20 protein-coding genes are annotated in these 21,655 nt (G+C 62.0%); 15 read left to right on the top strand and 5 right to left on the bottom strand.

Annotated features, from left to right (window positions below; all coding sequences use genetic code 11):
- Positions 1-3: 3 nt before the first annotated feature.
- A complete protein-coding gene (gene guaD / locus LJX93_RS18605; protein WP_033699377.1) occupies positions 4-1,308 on the top strand; it encodes a guanine deaminase in 1,305 nt (434 codons plus the stop codon).
- Here guaD and aqpZ read toward each other — a convergent pair.
- Positions 1,305-2,003 carry an aquaporin Z gene (gene aqpZ, locus LJX93_RS18610; RefSeq protein WP_227696277.1) on the bottom strand — a complete coding sequence of 233 codons (699 nt, stop codon included), beginning with the start codon at positions 2,001-2,003 and terminating at the stop codon, positions 1,305-1,307. The genes guaD and aqpZ overlap by 4 nt on opposite strands.
- 151 nt (positions 2,004-2,154) lie before the next feature.
- A complete protein-coding gene (locus LJX93_RS18615; RefSeq protein WP_227696278.1) occupies positions 2,155-2,910 on the bottom strand; it encodes a GntR family transcriptional regulator in 756 nt (251 codons plus the stop codon).
- A gap of 353 nt (positions 2,911-3,263) precedes the next feature.
- Here LJX93_RS18615 and LJX93_RS18620 point away from each other — a divergent pair, with 353 nt between their 5' ends.
- Positions 3,264-4,613, top strand: coding sequence for an NCS2 family permease (locus LJX93_RS18620; RefSeq protein ID WP_047583647.1), 1,350 nt, complete (start codon positions 3,264-3,266; stop codon positions 4,611-4,613).
- 181 nt (positions 4,614-4,794) lie between these two features.
- Here LJX93_RS18620 and uraH read toward each other — a convergent pair whose 3' ends face one another.
- Positions 4,795-5,148, bottom strand: a complete 354-nt coding sequence (gene uraH, locus LJX93_RS18625; RefSeq protein ID WP_008091641.1) for a hydroxyisourate hydrolase — start codon at positions 5,146-5,148, stop codon at positions 4,795-4,797.
- A 377-nt stretch (positions 5,149-5,525) separates the two neighbouring features.
- On the opposite strand from uraH, the gene puuE reads away from it, so the two are divergent.
- From puuE to LJX93_RS18660, 7 genes are all read left to right on the top strand, one after another.
- Positions 5,526-6,452: an allantoinase PuuE gene (gene puuE / locus LJX93_RS18630; protein ID WP_019471481.1), complete on the top strand. Its 927-nt coding sequence runs from the start codon at positions 5,526-5,528 to the stop codon at positions 6,450-6,452.
- Complete coding sequence (gene uraD / locus LJX93_RS18635) at positions 6,452-6,967, top strand: 2-oxo-4-hydroxy-4-carboxy-5-ureidoimidazoline decarboxylase (protein ID WP_033699383.1); 516 nt, start codon at positions 6,452-6,454, stop codon at positions 6,965-6,967. The genes puuE and uraD overlap by 1 nt, the downstream gene beginning before the upstream one ends.
- A gap of 61 nt (positions 6,968-7,028) precedes the next feature.
- A complete protein-coding gene (locus LJX93_RS18640; RefSeq protein ID WP_027592958.1) occupies positions 7,029-7,532 on the top strand; it encodes an ureidoglycolate lyase in 504 nt (167 codons plus the stop codon).
- Between the two features lie 43 nt (positions 7,533-7,575).
- Positions 7,576-8,904, top strand: a complete 1,329-nt coding sequence (locus tag LJX93_RS18645) for a urate hydroxylase PuuD (protein ID WP_033699385.1) — start codon at positions 7,576-7,578, stop codon at positions 8,902-8,904.
- A 158-nt stretch (positions 8,905-9,062) separates the two neighbouring features.
- Positions 9,063-10,418: a nucleobase:cation symporter-2 family protein gene (locus LJX93_RS18650; protein WP_227696279.1), complete on the top strand. Its 1,356-nt coding sequence runs from the start codon at positions 9,063-9,065 to the stop codon at positions 10,416-10,418.
- A 142-nt stretch (positions 10,419-10,560) separates the two neighbouring features.
- Positions 10,561-11,346, top strand: coding sequence for an outer membrane protein OmpK (locus LJX93_RS18655; RefSeq protein ID WP_033699387.1), 786 nt, complete (start codon positions 10,561-10,563; stop codon positions 11,344-11,346).
- A 352-nt stretch (positions 11,347-11,698) separates the two neighbouring features.
- Positions 11,699-12,481 (top strand): outer membrane protein OmpK, encoded by a 783-nt coding sequence (locus LJX93_RS18660; RefSeq protein ID WP_027592962.1) that lies wholly within the window; start codon positions 11,699-11,701, stop codon positions 12,479-12,481.
- Between the two features lie 43 nt (positions 12,482-12,524).
- Here LJX93_RS18660 and LJX93_RS18665 read toward each other — a convergent pair whose 3' ends face one another.
- Positions 12,525-13,439, bottom strand: a complete 915-nt coding sequence (locus LJX93_RS18665) for a DUF808 domain-containing protein (protein WP_227696280.1) — start codon at positions 13,437-13,439, stop codon at positions 12,525-12,527.
- A 132-nt stretch (positions 13,440-13,571) separates the two neighbouring features.
- Here LJX93_RS18665 and LJX93_RS18670 point away from each other — a divergent pair, with 132 nt between their 5' ends.
- Positions 13,572-14,183 carry a TetR/AcrR family transcriptional regulator gene (locus LJX93_RS18670; protein ID WP_033699390.1) on the top strand — a complete coding sequence of 204 codons (612 nt, stop codon included), beginning with the start codon at positions 13,572-13,574 and terminating at the stop codon, positions 14,181-14,183.
- Between the two features lie 107 nt (positions 14,184-14,290).
- Here LJX93_RS18670 and LJX93_RS18675 read toward each other — a convergent pair whose 3' ends face one another.
- A complete protein-coding gene (locus tag LJX93_RS18675; protein ID WP_033699392.1) occupies positions 14,291-14,731 on the bottom strand; it encodes a GlcG/HbpS family heme-binding protein in 441 nt (146 codons plus the stop codon).
- 257 nt (positions 14,732-14,988) lie between these two features.
- On the opposite strand from LJX93_RS18675, the gene gcl reads away from it, so the two are divergent.
- From gcl to pyk, 5 genes are all read left to right on the top strand, one after another.
- Positions 14,989-16,764: a glyoxylate carboligase gene (gene gcl / locus LJX93_RS18680; protein WP_227696281.1), complete on the top strand. Its 1,776-nt coding sequence runs from the start codon at positions 14,989-14,991 to the stop codon at positions 16,762-16,764.
- A 66-nt stretch (positions 16,765-16,830) separates the two neighbouring features.
- Positions 16,831-17,613 carry a hydroxypyruvate isomerase gene (gene hyi / locus LJX93_RS18685; RefSeq protein ID WP_227696282.1) on the top strand — a complete coding sequence of 261 codons (783 nt, stop codon included), beginning with the start codon at positions 16,831-16,833 and terminating at the stop codon, positions 17,611-17,613.
- Positions 17,614-17,812: 199 nt separating this feature from the next.
- The gene (locus LJX93_RS18690) at positions 17,813-18,706 is read left to right on the top strand and encodes a 2-hydroxy-3-oxopropionate reductase (RefSeq protein ID WP_033699398.1); all 894 of its coding nucleotides are present in this window, start codon (positions 17,813-17,815) and stop codon (positions 18,704-18,706) included.
- 166 nt (positions 18,707-18,872) lie between these two features.
- Positions 18,873-20,147, top strand: a complete 1,275-nt coding sequence (locus LJX93_RS18695) for a glycerate kinase (protein WP_033699399.1) — start codon at positions 18,873-18,875, stop codon at positions 20,145-20,147.
- Entirely contained in the window at positions 20,144-21,559 is a 1,416-nt protein-coding gene (pyk, locus tag LJX93_RS18700; RefSeq protein WP_227696283.1) for a pyruvate kinase, read from the top strand. The genes LJX93_RS18695 and pyk overlap by 4 nt, the downstream gene beginning before the upstream one ends.
- The last annotated feature ends 96 nt before the right edge of the window (positions 21,560-21,655 follow it).

Raw genomic sequence — 21,655 nt, forward strand, 5'->3', positions numbered from 1 at the left:
TTTATGACCGCAACCCGCAAAGCCTACCGTGCCGCCATCCTGCACAGCATCGCCGACCCGGCCGAAGTCGGCCTTGACGCCTCCCACGCTTACTACGAAGACGGCCTGCTGGTGGTCGACGATGGCCGCATCAGCGCCCTCGGCCACGCCAGCGACCTGCTGCCGACCCTGGATGCCGGCATCGAAGTGGTGCATTACCAGGATGCGTTGATCACCCCAGGCTTCATCGATACCCACATCCACTTCCCACAGACCGGCATGATCGGCTCGTACGGCGAACAGCTGCTGGACTGGCTCAACACCTACACCTTCCCGTGCGAGAAACAGTTCGCCGACAAGGGCCATGCCGACCAGGTCGCGAAAATCTTCCTCAAGGAACTGCTGCGCAACGGCACTACCACCGCCCTGGTGTTTGGCAGCGTGCACCCGGAGTCGGTCAACGCTTTGTTCGAAGAAGCCGAGCGCCTCGACCTGCGGATGATCGCCGGCAAGGTGATGATGGACCGCAATGCCCCTGACTACCTGACTGACACGGCCGAGTCCGGTTACAGCGAAAGCAAGGCTTTGATCGAACGCTGGCACGGCAAGGGCCGCCTGCACTACGCAGTGACCCCACGCTTCGCACCGACCAGCACGCCAGAGCAACTGACACTCGCTGGCCAGTTGCTCAAGGAGCACCCAGGCGTGTACATGCACACGCACCTGTCCGAAAACCTCAAGGAAATCGACTGGGTCAAGTCACTGTTCCCGGAGCAGAAGGGCTACCTGGACGTGTACGACCACTTCGAGCTGCTCGGCGAGCGCTCGGTGTTCGCCCATGGCGTGCACCTGTGCGACGACGAGTGCCAGCGCCTGGCCGAAACCGGTTCGGCCGTGGCCTTCTGCCCGACGTCCAACCTGTTCCTCGGTAGCGGCCTGTTCAACCTGCCCCAGGCCGAGCGCTTCAAGGTCAACGTAGGCCTGGGCACCGACGTGGGCGCTGGCACCAGCTTCTCGCTGCTCAACACCCTCAACGAGGCGTACAAGGTCATGCAGTTGCAGGGCGCGCGCCTGCACCCCTACAAGTCGCTGTACCTGGCCACCCTCGGCGGCGCCCGCGCACTGCGCCTGGACGATCGCATCGGCAGCCTGCGCCCCGGCAACGATGCCGACTTCGTCGTGCTCGACTACAAGGCCACGCCGCTGCTGGACTACCGTATCCAGCAGTCCAACAGCATCGAAGAGACCCTGTTCGTGCTCACCACCCTGGGCGATGACCGCACCGTGCGGGAAACCTACGCCGCCGGGCGTTGCGTGCACCAGCGCTAAGGTTCTTTCGCCAGGCCCCGGTACAACGCGCCGCCGATCGCAGCCCCGATCAGCGGCGCCAGCCAGAACAGCCACAGCTGCTGCAGGGCCCAGCCACCGACGAACAGTGCCGGCCCCGTGCTACGCGCGGGGTTGACCGAAGTATTGGTCACCGGAATGGAGATCAGGTGGATCAGGGTCAGGGCCAGGCCGATGGCAATCGGCGCGAAACCTGCTGGGGCGCGGGAGTCGGTGGCGCCCATGATTACCACCAGGAACATCGCCGTCATCACCACTTCACTGATGAAACCCGCACCCAGTGTGTAGCCGCCGGGCGAGTGGTCGGCGTAGCCGTTTGAAGCCAATCCCGAAGACAACTCGAAACCGGCCTTGCCGCTGGCGATGAGGTAGATCACACCCGCAGCCAGGATGGCGCCGATCACCTGAGCGATCACGTAGGGCAGCAGCTCTTTGGCCGGGAAACGCCCGCCCACCACCAGCCCGAACGATACGGCAGGGTTTAGATGACAGCCGGAAATGTGGCCGATGGCGAAGGCCATGGTCAGCACTGTAAGGCCGAAGGCGAAAGCAACACCGAGAACGCCGATACCGAGGGGGAAACTGGCTGCGAGTACCGCACTGCCGCAGCCACCAAGGACCAGCCAGAAGGTGCCGATCAATTCGGCACCCATGCGTTTACCGAGGGACATGCTCATGAATCCATTCCTCAAGAAGTTGAACGCAACGAATGCGCAAGCCCAACTGCCTGATGAAGGTTTGCTCACAAGAATTTAGCAGACCTTTGGCTGATGTGTAGGAGCGGGCAAGCCCGCGCCTGCAAAACCCCACATCTACCGAGGCAAACGATCAACCCTTGGCCGAAACCTTTGGCTTTTTCAGCAGGTGCGAGAACACCGCATGCAGATCGTCCGAAGCACTCTCCTCGTCCAGGTTCAGCTTGCTGTCGATGTGCTCCATGTGGTGCATCATCAAGCTCACCGCCTGCTCGGCGTCACGCGCTTCGATGGCATCGATCAGCTGCATGTGCTCGTCATAGGAGCAATGCGAGCGGTTGCCGCTTTCATACTGGGCAATGATCAGCGAGGTCTGCGACACCAGGCTGCGCTGGAAGCTGACCAGGGGCGCATTGCCCGCCGCTTCGGCCAGCTTGAGGTGGAATTCGCCAGAAAGACGGATACCCGCACCCCGATCGCCGCGGGAGAAGCTGTCGCGCTCCTCGCGCACCATCTGCCGCAGCTCGTTGAGCTGGTCGAGGGTGGCGTGCTGCACGGCCAGTTCGGTGATGGCGCGTTCGACCATGCGCCGCGAGAAGAACACCTGGCGCGCCTCTTCAACCGTCGGGCTGGCCACCACCGCACCGCGGTTGGGCCGCAACAGCACCACGCTTTCGTGGGCCAGGCGCGACAGGGCGCGGCGGATGATGGTGCGGCTGACGCCGAAGATCTCGCCCAGCGCTTCCTCGCTCAACTTGGTGCCCGGAGCCAGACGCTGTTCGAGGATCGCCTCGAAAATATGCGCGTAGACGATGTCGTCCTGGGTACCACTGCGCCCGGCCTTGCCAGTGCGCACAGGTTTTTTCAGAGGTTGCAGCTGTTCGTTCATGGGCACTCGAGCACGTGGATCCACCAGTCGGACCTTGACTGTAACGCGTGTCAGAGGGTGGCTGGCAAGTCCTGAAAAGGGATGAAGGACCAAGGTATGGCGCCATTGTACACAGGCTGACCCGTTTCTGCAGGTGGCCTTTCACATATATAGCCGTTGTACGCGCATTTGTGCGCACAAAAGATAAAACATTATTTGCATTCTTTGTACACAAAAGCATAATCCACCGTGCGACTTCCTGACCCATAAGTCAACAAAATGGTCAGGTGTCTGCCTTCCCCTCGCGGAGCCGCCAAGTGCATGCGCAGGACAATGGCTCCGACACAACAAGAAAGACTTGAGGAGTACCCGCTGTGGAAAGCCGCAAATCCGAAGCCCCTACGCTGGATCTCGCCCCACCGCTCGAAACGAGCTGGCTGGAACGGATTTTCAAACTCAAGCAACACGGCAGCACCGTCAAAACCGAAATGATCGCCGGGGTGACCACCTTCATCACCATGGCCTACATCATCTTCGTCAACCCCAACATCATGGCCGACGCCGGCATCGACCACGGCGCGGCCTTCGTCGCCACCTGCATCGCCGCAGCGCTGGGCTGCCTGCTGATGGGCCTGTACGCCAACTGGCCGGTGGGCCTGGCGCCCGGCATGGGCCTGAACGCCTTCTTCACCTATACCGTGGTCGGCACCATGGGCTACAACTGGGAAACGGCACTGGGCGCGGTATTCGTCTCGGGCGTGCTGTTCATGTTCCTGACCTTGTCGAAGGTGCGCGAGTGGCTGCTCAACAGCATCCCGTTGAGCCTGCGCCATGCGATGGGGGCCGGCGTCGGATTGTTTCTCGGACTGATCGGCCTGAAGACCGCAGGTATCATCGTCGACAGCCCGGCCACGCTGATCAAGCTGGGCTCGCTGCATGAACCCGGCCCACTGCTGGCGGCGGTGTGCTTCCTGTCGATTGCCATCCTCAGCTACAAACGGGTATTCGGCGCGATCCTGATCAGCATCATCGGCGTCACCCTCGCCGGCTGGGGGCTTGGCCTGGTGAAGTTTGGCGGGGTGGTATCGATGCCACCGAGCCTGGCGCCGACCTGGATGGCCATGGATGTCGCCGGCGTGTTCAACGTCAGCATGATCAGCGTGGTGCTGGCATTCCTCTTCGTGCACATGTTCGACACCGCCGGCACCCTGATGGGCGTGGCACAACGGGCCAACCTGGTGGCGCCTGATGGGCGTATCGAAAACCTGTCACGGGCGTTGAAAGCAGACAGTGCGTCCAGCGTATTCGGCGCGGTGGTCGGCGTGCCGCCGGTAACCAGCTATGTAGAAAGTGCCGCAGGCGTGGCCGCCGGTGGCCGGACTGGCCTGACAGCTGTGGTGGTGGGGCTGCTGTTCATTGCGGCGATGTTCTTCGCGCCGCTGGCCGGGATGATTCCGGCTTATGCCACTGCGGGTGCATTGATCTACGTGGCCATGCTGATGATGGGCAGCATGGCGCATATCCACTGGGACGAAGCCACCGACAGCATTCCGGCGATCGTCACGGTGATCATGATGCCGCTGACCTTCTCGGTCGCCGACGGTATTGCCCTGGGCTTCATCACCTATGTGGCATTGAAGGCGGGCACTGGCAAGTACAAGGAAATCTCGGCCAGCCTCTGGGTGCTGTGCGCGATCTTCATTGCCAAGTTCGTGTTCCTTTAAGTCATTGATTACCCGGCTTTAGAGTTTCAGTGCATTCAAGATCAAGCGCCGCCCCCGCGGCGCTCGATCTCATGGCCACTACAACATCCAAGCCGCCCCCCATCACTTTCCGCCAGACGAAAAAAAGCCCGCCAGTGTGAGAGCGGGCCAAAGGACCTACGAAGATTCTTCTAGCGACCAACTAGCTTCCGCGATAGGTCGAATAGCTATACGGCGAGATCAGCAGCGGCACGTGGTAGTGCTCCTGCTGCTCGTCGATGCCAAAACGCAGCACAACAACATCCAGAAACGCCGTGTCCGGCAGCTGTACGCCGCGAGCACGGTAGTAGGCGCCAGCACTGAACTGCAGCTGGTAAACGCCGGTACGGTAATCGTCACCCTGCAGCAGCGGCGCATCGACGCGGCCATCGCTGTTGGTCAGGGCGGTGTTAACCAGCTCCAACTGCTGGCCTTCGACGCGATACAGCTCGACCTTGATCGAGCTGCCCGGGCAGCCATGCGCGGCATCCAGTACGTGTGTGGTCAAACGTCCCATTGCTTGTCGCCTCTTGTTCAATCTGTGGGCAAAAAATACACGGCCATCATCACGCCAAACGGCCTGCGATGTGCGGGAATGGCGTTATTAAGACATTCCATCGCCAAATTGTACACAATTTTTTGAACCCATCCGTCGCCGCCTCCCTAAAGCCGCCATACAGTCGCAAATACAGACGCCATGCCGACACCCACGTCATTAGCTGACCAACCAGGCAGGTTTATTGCAAGGGATTCTCAGGCGACAAAAGGGAAGAAATGCGGAAAAACAGGCTTACAAAAGATTTCAGAAGTTGTATACAATCAGCCCATCCGGTGGTGCGACATCCCGACGCGGCCCGCCCACCCCCGCACTAACGCACAAGAAGGAAGACTGCAGTGAGCGCTGACTATCCTCGCGACCTGATCGGTTACGGCAACAACCCACCTCACCCGCAATGGCCGGGCAACGCCCGCATTGCACTGTCCTTCGTCCTGAACTACGAAGAAGGTGGCGAGCGCAACATCCTGCACGGTGACAAAGAGTCCGAAGCCTTCCTGTCCGAGATGGTGGCTGCCCAGCCGTTGCAGGGCCAGCGCAACATGAGCATGGAATCGCTGTATGAATACGGCAGCCGTGCCGGCGTGTGGCGCCTGCTCAAGCTGTTCAAGGACAGCGGCGTGCCGCTGACCGTGTTCGCCGTGGCCATGGCCGCCCAGCGCCACCCGGACGTGATCCGCGCCATGGCCGAAGCCGGCCACGAGATCTGCAGCCACGGCTACCGCTGGATCGACTACCAGAACATGGATGAAGCGCAGGAGCGCGAGCACATGCTCGAGGCCATCCGCATCCTCACCGAACTGACCGGCGAGCGCCCGGTGGGCTGGTACACCGGCCGCACCGGCCCGAACACCCGCCGCCTGGTGATGGAGGAAGGTGGCTTCCTCTATGACAGCGACACCTACGACGACGACCTGCCCTACTGGGAGCCGAACAACCCGACCGGCAAGCCGCACCTGGTGATCCCCTACACCCTGGACACCAACGACATGCGCTTCACCCAGGTACAGGGCTTCAACTGCGGCGAGCAGTTCTTCCAGTACCTCAAGGACGCCTTCGATGTGCTCTACGCCGAAGGCGCCGAAGCACCGAAGATGCTCTCCATCGGCCTGCACTGCCGCCTGGTCGGCCGCCCGGCGCGCCTGGCCGCGCTGAAGCGCTTCGTCGACTACGCCAAGAGCCATGACCAGGTCTGGTTCGCCCGTCGCGCGGACATCGCCCGCCACTGGCACGCCACCCACCCGTACAAGAAAGAGAACGCCTGATGACCGCCTTCAAGACCCTCAAGCCCTCCACCCTGGGCCGTGACGCATTCGTCGCCGCCTTCGCCGACATCTACGAGCACTCGCCGTGGGTCGCTGAAAAAGCCTATGGCCTGGGCAACCTGATCGAGTTGGACGAGGTCGAGGCGCTGCACCAGCGTATGAGCGACATCCTGCTCAGCGCCAGCCACGCCGACCAGTTGGCGCTGATCAACGCTCACCCGGACCTGGCTGGCAAAGCGGCCATCCAGGGCGAGCTGACCGAATCGAGCACCAACGAGCAGGCCGGCGCCGGTATCCACCAGTGCACCGCCGAAGAGTTCGCCCGTTTCACCGAGCTCAACGACGCCTACAAGGCCAAGTTCCAGTTCCCGTTCATCATGGCGGTCAAGGGCAGCAACCGGCACCAGATCCTCGCCGCTTTCGAAAAACGCATCCACAACGACAGCGATGCCGAATTCAAGGAAGCCCTGGCGCAGATCAACCTGATCGCCCTGTTCCGTCTGCTGCAGCTGTAATTACCGCTGCAACGAACGTTAGAGCCCTTTCAAGAATAACGAACATAGAAGAGATAACCGCATGCGCACCCTGATGATCGAGCCCCTGACCAAAGAAGCCTTCGCCCCGTTCGGTGACGTGATCGAAACCGATGGCAGTGACCACTTCATGATCAACAACGGCTCGACCATGCGCTTTCACAAGCTCGCCACGGTCGAGACCGCCGAGCCTGAAGACAAAGCGATCATCAGCATCTTCCGCGCCGACGCGCTGGACATGCCGCTGACCGTACGCATGCTGGAACGCCATCCGCTGGGCAGCCAGGCTTTCATCCCGCTGCTCGGCAACCCCTTTCTGATCGTGGTCGCGCCCGTTGGCGATGCACCTGTATCAGGTTTGGTCCGCGCCTTCCGCAGTAACGGCAGGCAGGGCATCAATTACCATCGCGGCGTCTGGCACCACCCGGTGCTGACGATCGAAAAGCGGGATGATTTCCTGGTGGTTGATCGCAGTGGTTCTGGCAACAACTGCGATGAGCATTACTTCACCGAGGAACAGATGCTGATCCTCAATCCCCACCAATAAGAAAAGGTCGATCATCGCAAGGTGATTGGCAGAGGTACATACTGTGGAAGCACACCTTCACGAATGGCTGAACCTGAGCATTCGCTGGGTTCACATGATCACCGGTGTCGCCTGGATCGGTGCATCGTTCTACTTCGTCTGGCTGGAGAACCACCTGAACCGAAGCAACCCGCGCGATGGGTTGTCGGGTGATCTCTGGGCGATTCACGGCGGTGGTATCTACCACCTGGAGAAATACAAACTCGCACCCCCGAAAATGCCCGAGAACCTGCACTGGTTCAAATGGGAAGCCTACTTCACCTGGATGTCCGGTATCGCCCTGCTGTGCGTGGTGTTCTACTGGAACCCGGCCCTGTACCTGCTGGCCCCTGGCAGCACCCTGAGCGGTGCCGAAGGCGTGGCCATCGGTATCGGTTCGCTGATCGCTGGCTGGTTCATCTACGACTTCCTGTGCGACTCGCCCCTGGGCAAGAAGCCAGCGCTGCTCGGTGGTGTGCTGTTCGTGCTGATCATCGCCGCCTGCTGGGGCTTCAGCCTGGTGTTCAGCGGCCGTGGCGCATACCTGCACACCGGCGCGATCATCGGCACCATCATGGTCGGCAACGTGTTCCGCATCATCATGCCGGCCCAGCGCCAGCTGGTGGCCGCGATCGAGAGCAACACCACCCCGGACCCGCGCCTGCCGGCCAAGGGGCTGCTGCGCTCGCGCCACAACAACTACTTCACCCTGCCGGTGCTGTTCATCATGATCAGCAACCATTTCCCGAGCACCTACGGTAGCCAGTACAACTGGCTGATCCTGGCCGGTATCGCAGTAGCCGCGGTTCTGATCCGCCACTATTTCAACACCCGCCACGACAGCAACAAGTACGCCTGGACCCTGCCGGTAGGCGCCCTGGCGATGATCTGCCTGGCCTACGTCACCGGCCCGAAACCGATGGCCGTAAGCCCTGAGCAAGCCGCAGCGAAGATCGAGTACCAGCCGCTGCCTGCAACTGCTGTCGGTGGCAAGACCGCTGCCGAGCAGCGCGCCGAGGACGCCGCCAAGGCTGCGCAAGCGCCAGCCGCACCTGCGCAAGCACCGGCCCAGGCCGCTGCCCAGGCCGGTGGTGGCGACTTCGACAAGATCCACAATGTCATCCAGGAACGCTGCACCGTGTGCCACTCGTCGAAACCGACCAGCCCACTGTTCAGCGCCGCCCCTGCTGGCGTGATGTTCGACACCCCGCAGCAGATCCAGGCCCAGGCCGCGCGCATTCAGGCGCAAGCGGTCGCCAGCCAGATCATGCCGCTGGGCAACATCACCCAGATGACCACCGAAGAGCGCAAGCTCGTTGGTGACTGGATCGCCAAAGGCGCCCAGGTCAACTGATAGAAGCCGCAAGCTTCAAGCCTCAAGCTGTAAGTCGTAGGTAACAAGCAAGCATCGAGCGTCAAGCTCCAACGCGGATCACCAAGCTTCTTCTTGAAGCTTGCCGCTTGGAGCTTGCCGCTTGGATCCGAGAATAAAAACAAAACTCGAGGTGCTGCATGTCCGAGTCACGCAAGGCGTACATCCCTGTTGCGCCGCCGCGTCAGCCTCTGCCCCTGTTCCAACTGATTCTGGTAGGCCTGCAACATGTACTGCTGATGTACGGAGGCGCGATTGCCGTGCCTTTGATCATTGGCCAGGCTGCTGGATTGTCCCGTGAAGAAGTTGCCTTCCTGATCAACGCCGACCTGCTGGTCGCAGGCGTCGCCACCATCATCCAGTCGTTCGGTATCGGCCCGGTAGGGATCCGCATGCCGGTGATGATGGGTGCCAGCTTCGCTGCCGTCGGCAGCATGGTGGCCATGGCCGGCATGCCCGGCGTGGGCTTGCAGGGGATCTTCGGCGCGACCATCGCCGCCGGGTTCTTCGGCATGCTGATCGCGCCCTTCATGTCCAAAGTCGTGCGCTTCTTCCCGCCCCTGGTTACCGGTACCGTGATCACCTCGATCGGCCTGTCGCTATTCCCGGTTGCGGTCAACTGGGCCGGTGGCGGCCATGAGGCAGAAGCCTTCGGTTCGCCCATCTACCTGATGGTCGCGGGCCTGGTGCTGGCCGTGATCCTGTTGATCAACCGCTTCATGCGCGGCTTCTGGGTCAACGTTTCGGTGCTGGTGGGGATGGGCCTGGGTTACATCCTGGCCGGCTCCATCGGCATGGTCGACCTGTCTGGCCTGAGCCAGGCACCGTGGCTGCAAGTGGTGACCCCACTGCACTTCGGCATGCCGACCTTCAGCCTGGCGCCGATCCTGTCGATGTGCCTGGTGGTGGTGATCATCTTCGTCGAGTCCACGGGCATGTTCCTCGCCCTGGGCAAGGTGACCGATCGTGAAGTCACCCCCGGCATGCTGCGTCGCGGCCTGCTGTGCGATGCCGGCGCGTCGTTCATCGCGGGCTTCTTCAACACCTTCACCCACTCCTCGTTCGCCCAGAACATCGGCCTGGTGCAGATGACCGGGGTACGCTGCCGCTACGTTACCGTGGTGGCCGGTGCGCTGTTGATCATGCTCAGCCTGCTGCCCAAGGCGGCCTACCTGATTGCCTCGATCCCGCCTGCGGTACTGGGCGGCGCGTCCATTGCCATGTTCGGCATGGTCACCGCCACCGGGATCAAGATTCTTCAGGAAGCGGACATCGGCGACCGTCGCAACCAGTTGCTGGTGGCGGTGAGCGTCGGTTTCGGGCTGATCCCCGTGGTGCGCCAGGATTTCTTCGCGCAGATGCCGCAGTGGATGGAACCGATCACCCACAGTGGCATCGCCATGGCCACGGTCAGCGCCCTGGTGTTGAACGTGTTGTTCAACATCCTCGGTGGCGCCGACCGCGCAGCGCATAACGACGCCTGTCACCAGCATTGAGCCCGAGGGGCGGCGCATTGGCCGCCCCTCACTCACACCCGCAGTAACCGCTACACCGTCGGCCCGCCGGAATGGGCCGCTCGGGGCGCCCCTGCGCGCTAAAAACACCGCCAACAAAAACAATAAGTCCGGGAATCACAACATGAAGCGCATCACCTCGTCCCTGTTGTTGGGCAGCAGCCTGCTGGCCACCCTCCCCTCGCATGCAGGCGAATGGCTGCAATGGCACGGCGAAAGCCTGACCTACCTGTACGGCAAGGACTTCAAGGTCAACCCTGGTATCCAGCAGACCATCACGTTCGAGCACGCCAACAAATGGAAGTACGGCGACACCTTCATGTTCGTCGACAAGATTTTCTACAACGGCAAGGCCGACCCCGGCAAAGGCGTGACCACCTACTACGGTGAATTCAGCCCGCGCCTGTCGCTTGGCAAGATGACCGGCCACAAATTCGAGTTCGGCCCGATCAAGGACGTGCTGATCGCCATGACCTACGAGCGTGGCGAAGGCGACAACGAGGCCTACCTGATCGGCCCCGGTTTCGATCTGGCCGTCCCCGGCTTCAACTATTTCACCTTGAACTTCTACGTGCGCAACACCGAGGGCAGCCGCCCTGGGGACAACGTCTGGCAGATCACCCCGGCGTGGTCCTACACCATCCCCGTGGGCCGCTCCGACATCCTGATCGACGGTTACATGGACTGGGTGGTGGACAACGACCAGACCCGTCGCGGCACCTACCACGCCAACCTGCAGTTCAACCCACAGGTCAAGTATGACCTGGGCAAGGCCCTGAACCTGGGCGCCAAGCAGTTGTATGTAGGCTTTGAATACAGCTACTGGAAGGACAAGTACGGCATCGACAGCCGTGGCAACGTGGACAGTAATCAGAGCGTCGCCAGCGCCCTGGTCAAAGTCCATTTCTAAGAACCTGACCAAACGCACAAGTTTGTTTCACAGCGCTCCAGGACGGGGCACTTGAGGACCGGCGCGCAAGCCAGTAATCTGCGCGCCCCCTCGCTCAGGGCAGAACGGATTCTGCCTGCGTTTACTGACCGCTCAGTCAATGAATTCGGGCGGTTGGCCAACGTGTTGCCAGCCTGAAAAACCCTTTTCATCCGTTCAGAACGTAGTCGAGCAGGAAGGTTGTGCCAGCCCCGAAAAGTTGGCGCAGCTCTTGCCAAACAGCTGTGGCCTATCGAAAAAAGCTGACTCAAAAGACAAAAAAGCGCCAACAACGAGCGCTGACAACAGATCAATCAAGGGAGCGACACTCGCAATGCGTACCATCAACAGCCTGATCCTCGCCGGCGGCCTGCTGGCCTGCGGCACCACCTTCGGCGGCGACCTGCTGCAGTGGCAGAACAACAGCCTCACCTACCTGTGGGGCAAGAACTTCAAGGTCAACCCCGAGATCCAGCAGACGGTGACGTTCGAGCATGCCGATGGCTGGAAGTACGGCGACAACTTCATCTTCGTCGACAAGATCTTCTACCAGGGCAAGAAAGACGCCGGGAACGGCCCCAACACCTACTACGGTGAAATCAGCCCGCGCCTGTCGTTTGGCAAGATCTTCGACCAGAAGCTGGCGTTCGGCCCGGTCAAGGACGTGCTGTTGGCGATGACCTACGAGTTTGGCGAGGGGGATACCGAGTCTTACCTGATCGGCCCTGGCTTCGACCTGGACATCCCGGGCTTCGACTACTTCCAGCTGAACTTCTACCAGCGCACCACCGACGGCAGCCGTGCGGGTGACAACGTCTGGCAGATTACCCCGGTGTGGTCGTACACCATCCCTGTGGGCTCGTCCGACATCCTCATCGACGGTTTCATGGACTGGGTGGTGGACAACGACGAGAACCGTCGCGGTACCTACCAGGCCAACCTGCACTTCAACCCGCAGGTCAAATATGACCTGGGCAAGGCGTTGCACCTGGGTGAGAAGCAGCTGTACGTAGGTTTTGAGTACGACTACTGGAAGAACAAGTACGGCATCAAGGACAGCGATGCCTTCACGACCGACCAGAATACGGCGAGCTTCCTGGTCAAGGTTCACTTCTGACCTGAAAGACCACAGGGGACGCTTTGCGGCCCCTGTGTCACAGTCACTGAGCCGGGCGCATTACCCGCCACAACTTGCTCAAACCGCTCACTACCGCCAACACGGCAGCGCCCGCAACAATGCCCACACTCCCGTTGAGCAATGCGCCCGTCAGCGCCCCGCCGCGCCCTTCGCTGAACGCCTCGATCGCATGATGCAACGGCCCGATGCCATGCACCAGAATCCCGCCGCCGACCAAGAACATCGCCGCAGTGCCGATCACCGACAGGCTTTTCATCATGTAAGGCGCCGCGCGCAGGATGCCGTTACCCACCACCTGGGCCAGCTTCGATGCCTTCTGCGTCATCCACAGGCCCAGGTCATCGAGCTTGACGATGCCGCCCACCAGCCCGTAAACGCCGATGGTCATGACAATGGCGATACCCGACAGCACGATGATCTGCTGGGTCAACGGCGCATCGGCTACGGTGCCCAGAGTAATGGCGATGATTTCTGCCGAGAGAATGAAGTCGGTGCGCACCGCGCCTTTGATCTTGGTTTTCTCGAAGGCCACCAGGTCGACATTGGCGTCGGCCACGGCTTCCTTGCGCGCCTCATGCTGCGCCTCGTCCTCTTCCTTGCTGTGCAAGAACTTGTGCGCGAGCTTTTCGAAGCCCTCGTAGCACAGGTAAGCGCCGCCGATCATCAACAAGGGCGTTACCGCCCAAGGGATGAACGCACTGATCAGCAACGCCGCCGGCACCAGGATCGCCTTGTTGACGAACGAGCCCTTGGCCACCGCCCACACCACCGGGATCTCGCGCTCGGCGCGTACGCCAGTGACCTGCTGAGCATTGAGCGCCAGGTCGTCGCCCAATACGCCAGCAGTCTTCTTCGCCGCGACTTTGGTCATGAGTGACACGTCGTCGAGCACCGTGGCGATGTCGTCGATCAGTACCAGTAGACTGCTGCCTGCCATGTTTGCCTGTTTCCCGTGAAATGAATGCGCCGGAGTCTAGCCCAAAGTCGCTGCCTTGAGCGCCCGTCGAGCCCGGTGCTACCATGCCCGATCCCTCTTAGAGGTGGCCAGACACGAGGAAGATCCCTGACCATGAGCACCATTCGCGAGCGCAACAAGGAACTGATCCTGCGCGCGGCCAGCGAGGAATTCGCCGACAAGGGCTTCGCCGCCACCAAGACCAGCGATATCGCGGCCAAGGCCGGCCTGCCCAAGCCAAACGTGTACTACTACTTCAAATCCAAGGACAACCTCTACCGCGAGGTCCTGGAGAGCATCATCGCACCGATCATGCAGGCCTCGACGCCGTTCAATGCCGACGGTGACCCCAAGGAAGTGTTGAGTTCGTACATTCGCTCGAAGATCCGCATCTCGCGCGACCTGCCGCATGCATCCAAGGTGTTTGCCAGCGAGATCATGCACGGTGCGCCGCATTTGTCGCCCAACCAGGTCGAGCAGCTCAACGAACAGGCGCGGCACAACATCGAGTGCATCCAGGGCTGGATCGAGCGCGGGCAGATTGCCAATGTGGATGCGCATCACCTGATGTTCAGCATCTGGGCGGCGACCCAGACCTATGCCGATTTCGATTGGCAGATCTCGGCGGTAACGGGCAAGGCCAAGCTGGCCGACAGCGATTATGACGCTGCGGCCGAGACCATCATCCGGCTGGTGCTCAAGGGCTGTGAGCCTGAGGCGGCCTGATCGGGCCAATGGGGCTGCTATGCAGCCCGTTCGCGACACAAGGCCGCTCCTGTAGGAGCGGCCTTGCGTCGCGATGGGCCGCAAAGCGGCCCCAACAATCTAAGTTCTTACGCCGCCACCCCCGCATCCGCCGTCAACCCAACCTCCTCGATCGCACTGATCGCGCACTGCTCGTCGATATCCGACGTATCGCCGCTGATCCCTACCGCACCCAGCACCTTGCCGTCCTGATCACGAATCAGCACGCCACCCGGCGCCGGCACCACAGGCCGCTCCCCTAACCCATTCAGCGCGGCAAAGAACGCCGGCCGTTGCTGCGCATCCAGTGCCAGCAAACGCGAGCCCTTGCCCAAGGCAATCGCACCCCAGGCTTTACCGGTGGCCACTTCCGGGCGAATCAGGCTAGCGCCATCTTCCCGCTGCAGCGCCAGCACGTGCCCGCCCGCATCCAGCACCGCCACGGTCAGTGGCGCCGCATTGATCTTGCGGCCTGCGGCCAGCGCGGCATTCACCAGGCTTACCGCGACTTTCAGGTTCAGAACGTTCATGAAAAGGTCCTCTTCTTGTTGTGAGAAGCCCTGAGGGCAGTTGAAAACCGATGACCTAAATAGAACACAACGAAAGATATTTTTGTATACAATATTTTTAAACGATCGTACCAGATCCGACAGAACCCAGTTTTCACGGGCTCTCCGACGAAAGCCAGCTTCCCCGATGAAAATCCATTGACCTAGCCCGCCAGGCGTGAATACACTCTGTCGCAAAGCAAGTTGTATACAATTACAAAATCGATGAGGCACAACCCATGAGCAAAATGAGAGCAATCGATGCAGCCGTTCTGGTCATGCGCCGTGAAGGTGTAGATACCGCGTTCGGCATCCCAGGGGCTGCCATCAACCCGCTGTACTCAGCCCTGAAGAAAGTCGGTGGCATCGATCACGTCCTCGCTCGTCACGTCGAAGGTGCCTCGCACATGGCCGAGGGCTACACCCGTGCCAACCCGGGCAACATCGGCGTGTGCATCGGTACCTCCGGCCCTGCCGGCACCGACATGGTCACCGGCCTGTACAGCGCGTCGGCCGACTCCATTCCAATCCTCTGCATCACTGGCCAAGCCCCGCGTGCACGTCTGCACAAGGAAGACTTCCAGGCCGTCGACATCACCAGCATCGTCAAGCCGGTCACCAAGTGGGCCATCACCGTACTGGAGCCAGGCCAAGTGCCTTACGCGTTCCAGAAGGCCTTCTATGAAATGCGTACCGGCCGCCCAGGCCCGGTACTGATCGACCTGCCGTTCGATGTGCAGATGGCCGAAATCGAATTCGACATCGACGCCTACGAGCCACTGGCCGTCAACAAGCCATCCGCCACCCGCGTCCAGGCCGAAAAAGCCCTGGCCCTGCTCAACGATGCCGAACGCCCACTGCTGGTTGCAGGTGGCGGCATCATCAACGCCGACGCCAGCGACAAGCTGGTCGAGTTCGCCGAGCTGACCGGCGTACCGGTGATCCCGACCCTGATGGGCTGGGGCACCATCCCGGACGACCACGCCCTGATGGTCGGCATGGTCGGCCTGCAGACTTCGCACCGCTACGGCAACGCCACCCTGCTGAAATCCGACCTGGTGTTCGGTATCGGTAACCGTTGGGCCAACCGCCACACCGGCTCCGTCGATGTTTACACCGAAGGCCGCAAGTTCGTGCACGTGGACATCGAGCCCACCCAGATCGGCCGCGTGTTCACTCCCGACCTGGGCATCGTCTCGGACGCCGGCAAGGCGCTGGACGTGTTCCTCGAAGTGGCCCGCGAGTGGAAAGCCGCCGGCAAGCTCAAGGACCGCAGCGCCTGGCTGGAAGACTGCCAGCAGCGCAAGGCCAGCCTGCAGCGCAAGACCCACTTCGACAACGTGCCGGTCAAGCCGCAGCGCGTGTACGAAGAGATGAACCAGGTATTCGGCAAGGACACCTGCTACGTCAGCACCATCGGCCTGTCGCAGATCGCCGGTGCGCAGTTCCTGCACGTGTACAAGCCACGCAACTGGATCAACTGCGGCCAGGCCGGCCCGCTGGGCTGGACCATCCCTGCCGCCCTGGGCGTGGTCAAGGCCGACCCATCGCGCAAGGTTGTCGCCCTGTCGGGTGACTACGACTTCCAGTTCATGATCGAAGAACTGGCTGTCGGTGCGCAGTTCAACCTGCCGTACGTTCACGTGCTGGTGAACAACGCCTACCTCGGCCTGATCCGCCAGGCGCAGCGTGGCTTCGACATGGATTACTGTGTACAACTGGCGTTCGAGAACATCAACTCGACCGACGCTGCCAGCTACGGTGTCGACCACGTTGCCGTGGTCGAAGGCCTGGGCTGCAAGGCCATCCGCGTATTCGAACCAGGCGAAATCGCCCCTGCCCTGCTCAAGGCGCAGAAGATGGCCGAAGAGTTCCGCGTGCCGGTGGTGGTCGAGGTGATCCTCGAGCGTGTCACCAACATTTCCATGGGTACCGAGATCAACGCCGTCAACGAGTTCGAAGACTTGGCCCTGGTCGGCAACGACGCGCCAACCGCGATCTCGATGCTCGACTGATTGCCTGACGCCCCCGTGCATCCCGCCTATGTGGCGCCGGGGGCTTTAATCTGCAAGGAGACAACCATGCCTCGCTTCGCTGCCAACCTGTCCATGCTGTTCACCGAACAGGACTTCCTGGCCCGCTTCAAGGCCGCCGCCGATGCTGGTTTCAGCGGTGTCGAATACCTCTTCCCGTACGATTTCAGCGCTGCCGAAATCAAGCAACAGCTCGACGCTCACGGCCTGACCCAGGTGCTGTTCAACCTGCCGGCCGGCGATTGGGGCAAGGGCGAACGCGGTATTGCCTGCCACCCGGACCGCGTCGAAGAATTCCGCGCCGGCGTCGACAAGGCCATCGAATACGCCAAGGTACTGGGCAACACCCAGGTCAACGCCTTGGCCGGCATTCGCCCGCAGGGCCTGCAATGCGCCGACGTGCGCAAGACCTTCGTCGACAACCTGCGCTTTGCCGCCGACAAGCTCAAGGCCGCAGGCATTCGCCTGGTCATGGAAATGATCAACACCCGCGACATCCCGGGCTTCTACCTGAACACCACCCAGCAAGCCCTGGACATCCAGGCCGAAGTCGGCAGCGACAACCTGTTCCTGCAGTACGACATCTACCACATGCAGATCATGGAAGGTGACCTGGCCCGCACCATTGAGGGCAACCTGAAACTGATCAACCACATCCAGCTGGCCGACAACCCGGGCCGCAACGAACCAGGCACCGGCGAGATCAACTACCACTTCCTGTTCGAGCACCTGGACCGCATCGGCTACCAGGGCTGGGTGGGCGCGGAATACAAGCCACTGACCACGACCGAAGCAGGTCTGGGCTGGCTGAAGACTCATAACGCAATTTAAGGGCGAATACGCACTTTGTAGGAGCGGCCTTGCGTCGCGATGGGCTGCGCAGCAGCCCCGGCAATCTTTGCTGTGGCCGAAATTCTGGGGGCGCTGCGCCCCCTTTCCGACCGGTCCGGCGCCCCGGCAAGGCCGCTCCTACAATGGGACGCGTCGCCTGCTCCATCGAGATTCAACAACTACAACGAGGTAATCTCTCATGGCTAAAATCGGTTTTATCGGCACCGGCATCATGGGCAAGCCCATGGCTCAGAACCTGCAAAAAGCAGGTCACAGCCTGTTCGTCTCCACCCACCACGATGCTGCCCCGGCCGACCTGATCGCCGCCGGCGCCGTGGCCCTGGCCAACCCGAAAGAAGTTGCCCAGGAAGCTGAGTTCATCATCGTCATGGTCCCGGACACCCCACAGGTCGAAGCCGTCCTGTTCGGTGAAAACGGCGTGGCCGAAGGTGTGGGCCCGAACAAGGTAGTGATCGACATGAGCTCGATCTCCCCTACCGCCACCAAGGCCTTCGCCGAGAAGATCAAGGCCACTGGCGCCGCCTACCTGGACGCCCCGGTGTCCGGCGGTGAAGTCGGTGCCAAGGCTGCGACCCTGAGCATCATGGTCGGCGGTTGCCCGAAAGCCTTCGAGCGCGCACTGCCGCTGTTCGAAGCCATGGGCAAGAACATCACCCGCGTGGGTGGCAACGGCGACGGCCAGACCGCCAAGGTCGCCAACCAGATCATCGTCGCCCTGAACATCCAGGCCGTCAGCGAAGCGCTGCTGTTCGCCGCCAAGAACGGCGCCGACCCTGCCAAGGTGCGTGAAGCACTGATGGGCGGCTTCGCTTCGTCGAAAATCCTCGAAGTGCACGCCGAGCGCATGATCAAAGGCACCTTCGACCCAGGCTTCCGCATCAACCTGCACCAGAAGGACCTGAACCTGGCCCTGCAAGGCGCCAAGGAGCTGGGCATCAACCTGCCCAACACCTCCAACGCCCAGCAAGTGTTCAACACCTGCCAGGCCCTGGGCGGCGGCAACTGGGACCACTCGGCGCTGATCAAAGGCCTGGAGCACATGGCCAACTTCTCGATCCGCGACGAGAAATAAGCTTCAAGCTGTAAGCCTCGAGCGGCAAGCAAAAGCAGGTCTGCTTTTACTTGTGGCTTGTAGCTTGAAGCTTGCAGCTCTGGGGACCGCCCCTGGTTCGGCCTGCACGGAGGCAGTTCCAGGGGCGTTTTCGATTCTGCAGAACAACAATAATTGGGAGCCTGCCATGTCGGTCGATCCGCAAAAAATTCTTCGCGAGCTGTTCGACACAGCCATCGCCGCCGCCCACCCGCGCCAAGTCCTCGAACCCTACCTGCCCGCCGACCGTAGCGGCCGGGTCATCGTCATCGGCGCTGGCAAGGCCGCAGCGGCCATGGCCGAAGTGGTCGAGAAAAGCTGGCAGGGCGAAGTGTCCGGCCTCGTCGTCACCCGCTACGGCCACGGCGCCAACTGCCAGAAGATCGAGGTGGTCGAAGCCGCCCACCCGGTCCCCGATGCCGCCGGCCTGGCCGTGGCCAAACGCGTGCTGGAACTGGTCAGCAACCTGAACGAAGACGACCGCGTCATCTTCCTATTGTCTGGCGGCGGTTCCGCCCTGTTGGCCCTGCCTGCCGAGGGCCTGACCCTGGCCGACAAGCAGCACATCAACAAGGCACTGCTCAAGTCTGGCGCCACCATCGGCGAGATGAACTGCGTACGCAAGCACCTCTCGGCGATCAAGGGCGGCCGCCTGGCCAAAGCCTGCTGGCCGGCCACCGTCTACACCTATGCGATTTCCGATGTGCCTGGCGACCTGGCCACCGTCATCGCCTCCGGCCCCACCGTCGCCGACCCGAGCACCAGCGCCGACGCCCTGGCCATCCTCAAGCGCTACAGCATCGACGCGCCCAAGGCGGTTATCGACTGGCTCAACAACCCGGCTTCGGAAACCGTCAAGGCCGATGACCCGGCCCTGGCTCGCAGCCATTTCCAATTGATCGCCAAGCCCCAGCAGTCGCTGGAAGCCGCTGCGGTCAAAGCCCGCCAGGCCGGTTTCAGCCCGCTGATACTCGGCGACCTGGAAGGCGAATCGCGCGAAGTGGCCAAGGTGCATGCCGGTATTGCCCGGCAGATCGTGCTGCACGGCCAGCCGCTCAAGGCGCCTTGCGTGATCCTCTCTGGCGGCGAAACCACCGTCACCGTGCGCGGCAACGGCCGTGGCGGGCGCAACGCCGAGTTCCTGCTCAGCCTCACCGAGAACCTCAAGGGCCTGCCAGGCGTGTACGCCCTGGCCGGCGACACCGACGGCATCGATGGCTCCGAAGAAAACGCCGGTGCCTTCATGACCCCGGGCAGCTACGCCCGTGCCGAAGCCCTGGGCCTTTCGGCCAGCGACGAGTTGGACAACAACAACGGCTACGGCTACTTCGCCGCGCTCGATGCGTTGATCGTCACCGAGCCGACGCGCACCAACGTCAACGACTTCCGCGCCATCCTGATCCTCGAGACTCCGCAATCATGACGCCTGATAAAAAAGTCAAAATCCTCGCCACCCTCGGCCCTGCGACCCAGGGTATCGACGACATCCGCCAGCTGGTCGAAGCCGGGGTGAACATCTTCCGCCTCAACTTCAGCCACGGCGAGCACGCCGACCACGCCATGCGCTACCAGTGGATCCGCGAAGTCGAGCAGCAACTGAACTACCCGCTGGGCATCCTCATGGACTTGCAGGGGCCGAAGCTGCGCGTTGGCCGCTTTGCCGAAAGCAAGGTGCAACTGCAGCGCGGCCAGGCCCTGCGCCTGGACCTGGACAAAGCCCCGGGCGACAACCGCCGGGTCAACCTGCCACACCCGGAGATCATCACCGCATTAGAGCCAGGCATGGACCTGCTGCTCGACGACGGCAAGCTGCGCCTGCGGGTGACCGCCAAGCACAGCGATGCCATCGACACCGAAGTGCTGGCCGGTGGCGAGCTGTCCGACCGCAAGGGCGTCAACGTGCCGCAAGCAGTGCTGGCGCTCTCCCCGCTGACTGAAAAAGACCGTCTCGACCTGGCCTTTGGCCTTGAACTGGGCGTGGACTGGGTGGCCCTGTCGTTCGTGCAGCGCCCGGAAGACATCACCGAAGCGCGCCAGTTGATCGGTGACCGCGCCTACCTGATGGCCAAGATCGAGAAGCCGTCCGCCGTCGAACAGCTGCAAGCGATCGCCGAGCTGTCCGACGCGATCATGGTGGCCCGTGGCGACCTGGGCGTGGAAGTGCCGGCCGAAAGCGTGCCGCAGATCCAGAAGCGCATCATCGGCACCTGCCGCCAGCTGGGCAAACCGGTGGTGGTGGCCACGCAGATGCTTGAGTCGATGCGCTTCTCGCCAGCCCCGACCCGCGCCGAAGTCACCGACGTGGCCAACGCCGTGGCCGAAGGTGCCGATGCGGTGATGCTGTCGGCCGAGACTGCGTCGGGCGATTACCCGCTGGAAGCCGTGCAGATGATGAGCAAGATCATCCGCCAGGTGGAGAACGGCCCGGACTACCAGGCCCAGCTCGACGTTGGCCGGCCAAAAGCCGAGGCCACCGTGTCGGACGCCATCAGCTGCGCGATCCGCCGTATCAGCGGCATCCTGCCGGTGGCGGTGCTGGTCAACTACAGCGAGTCGGGCGCCTCGACCCTGCGCGCCGCCCGCGAGCGACCACGGGCACCGATCCTCAACCTGACGCCGAACTTGAACACCGCGCGCCGCCTGAGCGTGGCCTGGGGCGTGCACTCGGTGGTCAACGACCGCCTGCGCCAGGTTGACGAGATCTGCTCGACCGCGCTGGAGATTGCCCAGGCCCAAGGCATGGCCAGCCGCGGTGACACGCTGCTGATCACCGCTGGTGTGCCTTTCGGCAAGCCAGGCTCGACTAATACGCTACGGATCGAGACCTTGGTCTGATCCCGGGCCCTTTCGCGGGGCAAGCCCGCTCCCACAGGGACTGCATGGCATTCAATTGCCTTGCGCCTGTGGGAGCGGGCTTGCCCCGCGAATGGA

Source organism: Pseudomonas sp. HN2-3, assembly GCF_020691745.1.
Taxonomy (GTDB): domain Bacteria; phylum Pseudomonadota; class Gammaproteobacteria; order Pseudomonadales; family Pseudomonadaceae; genus Aquipseudomonas; species Aquipseudomonas capeferrum.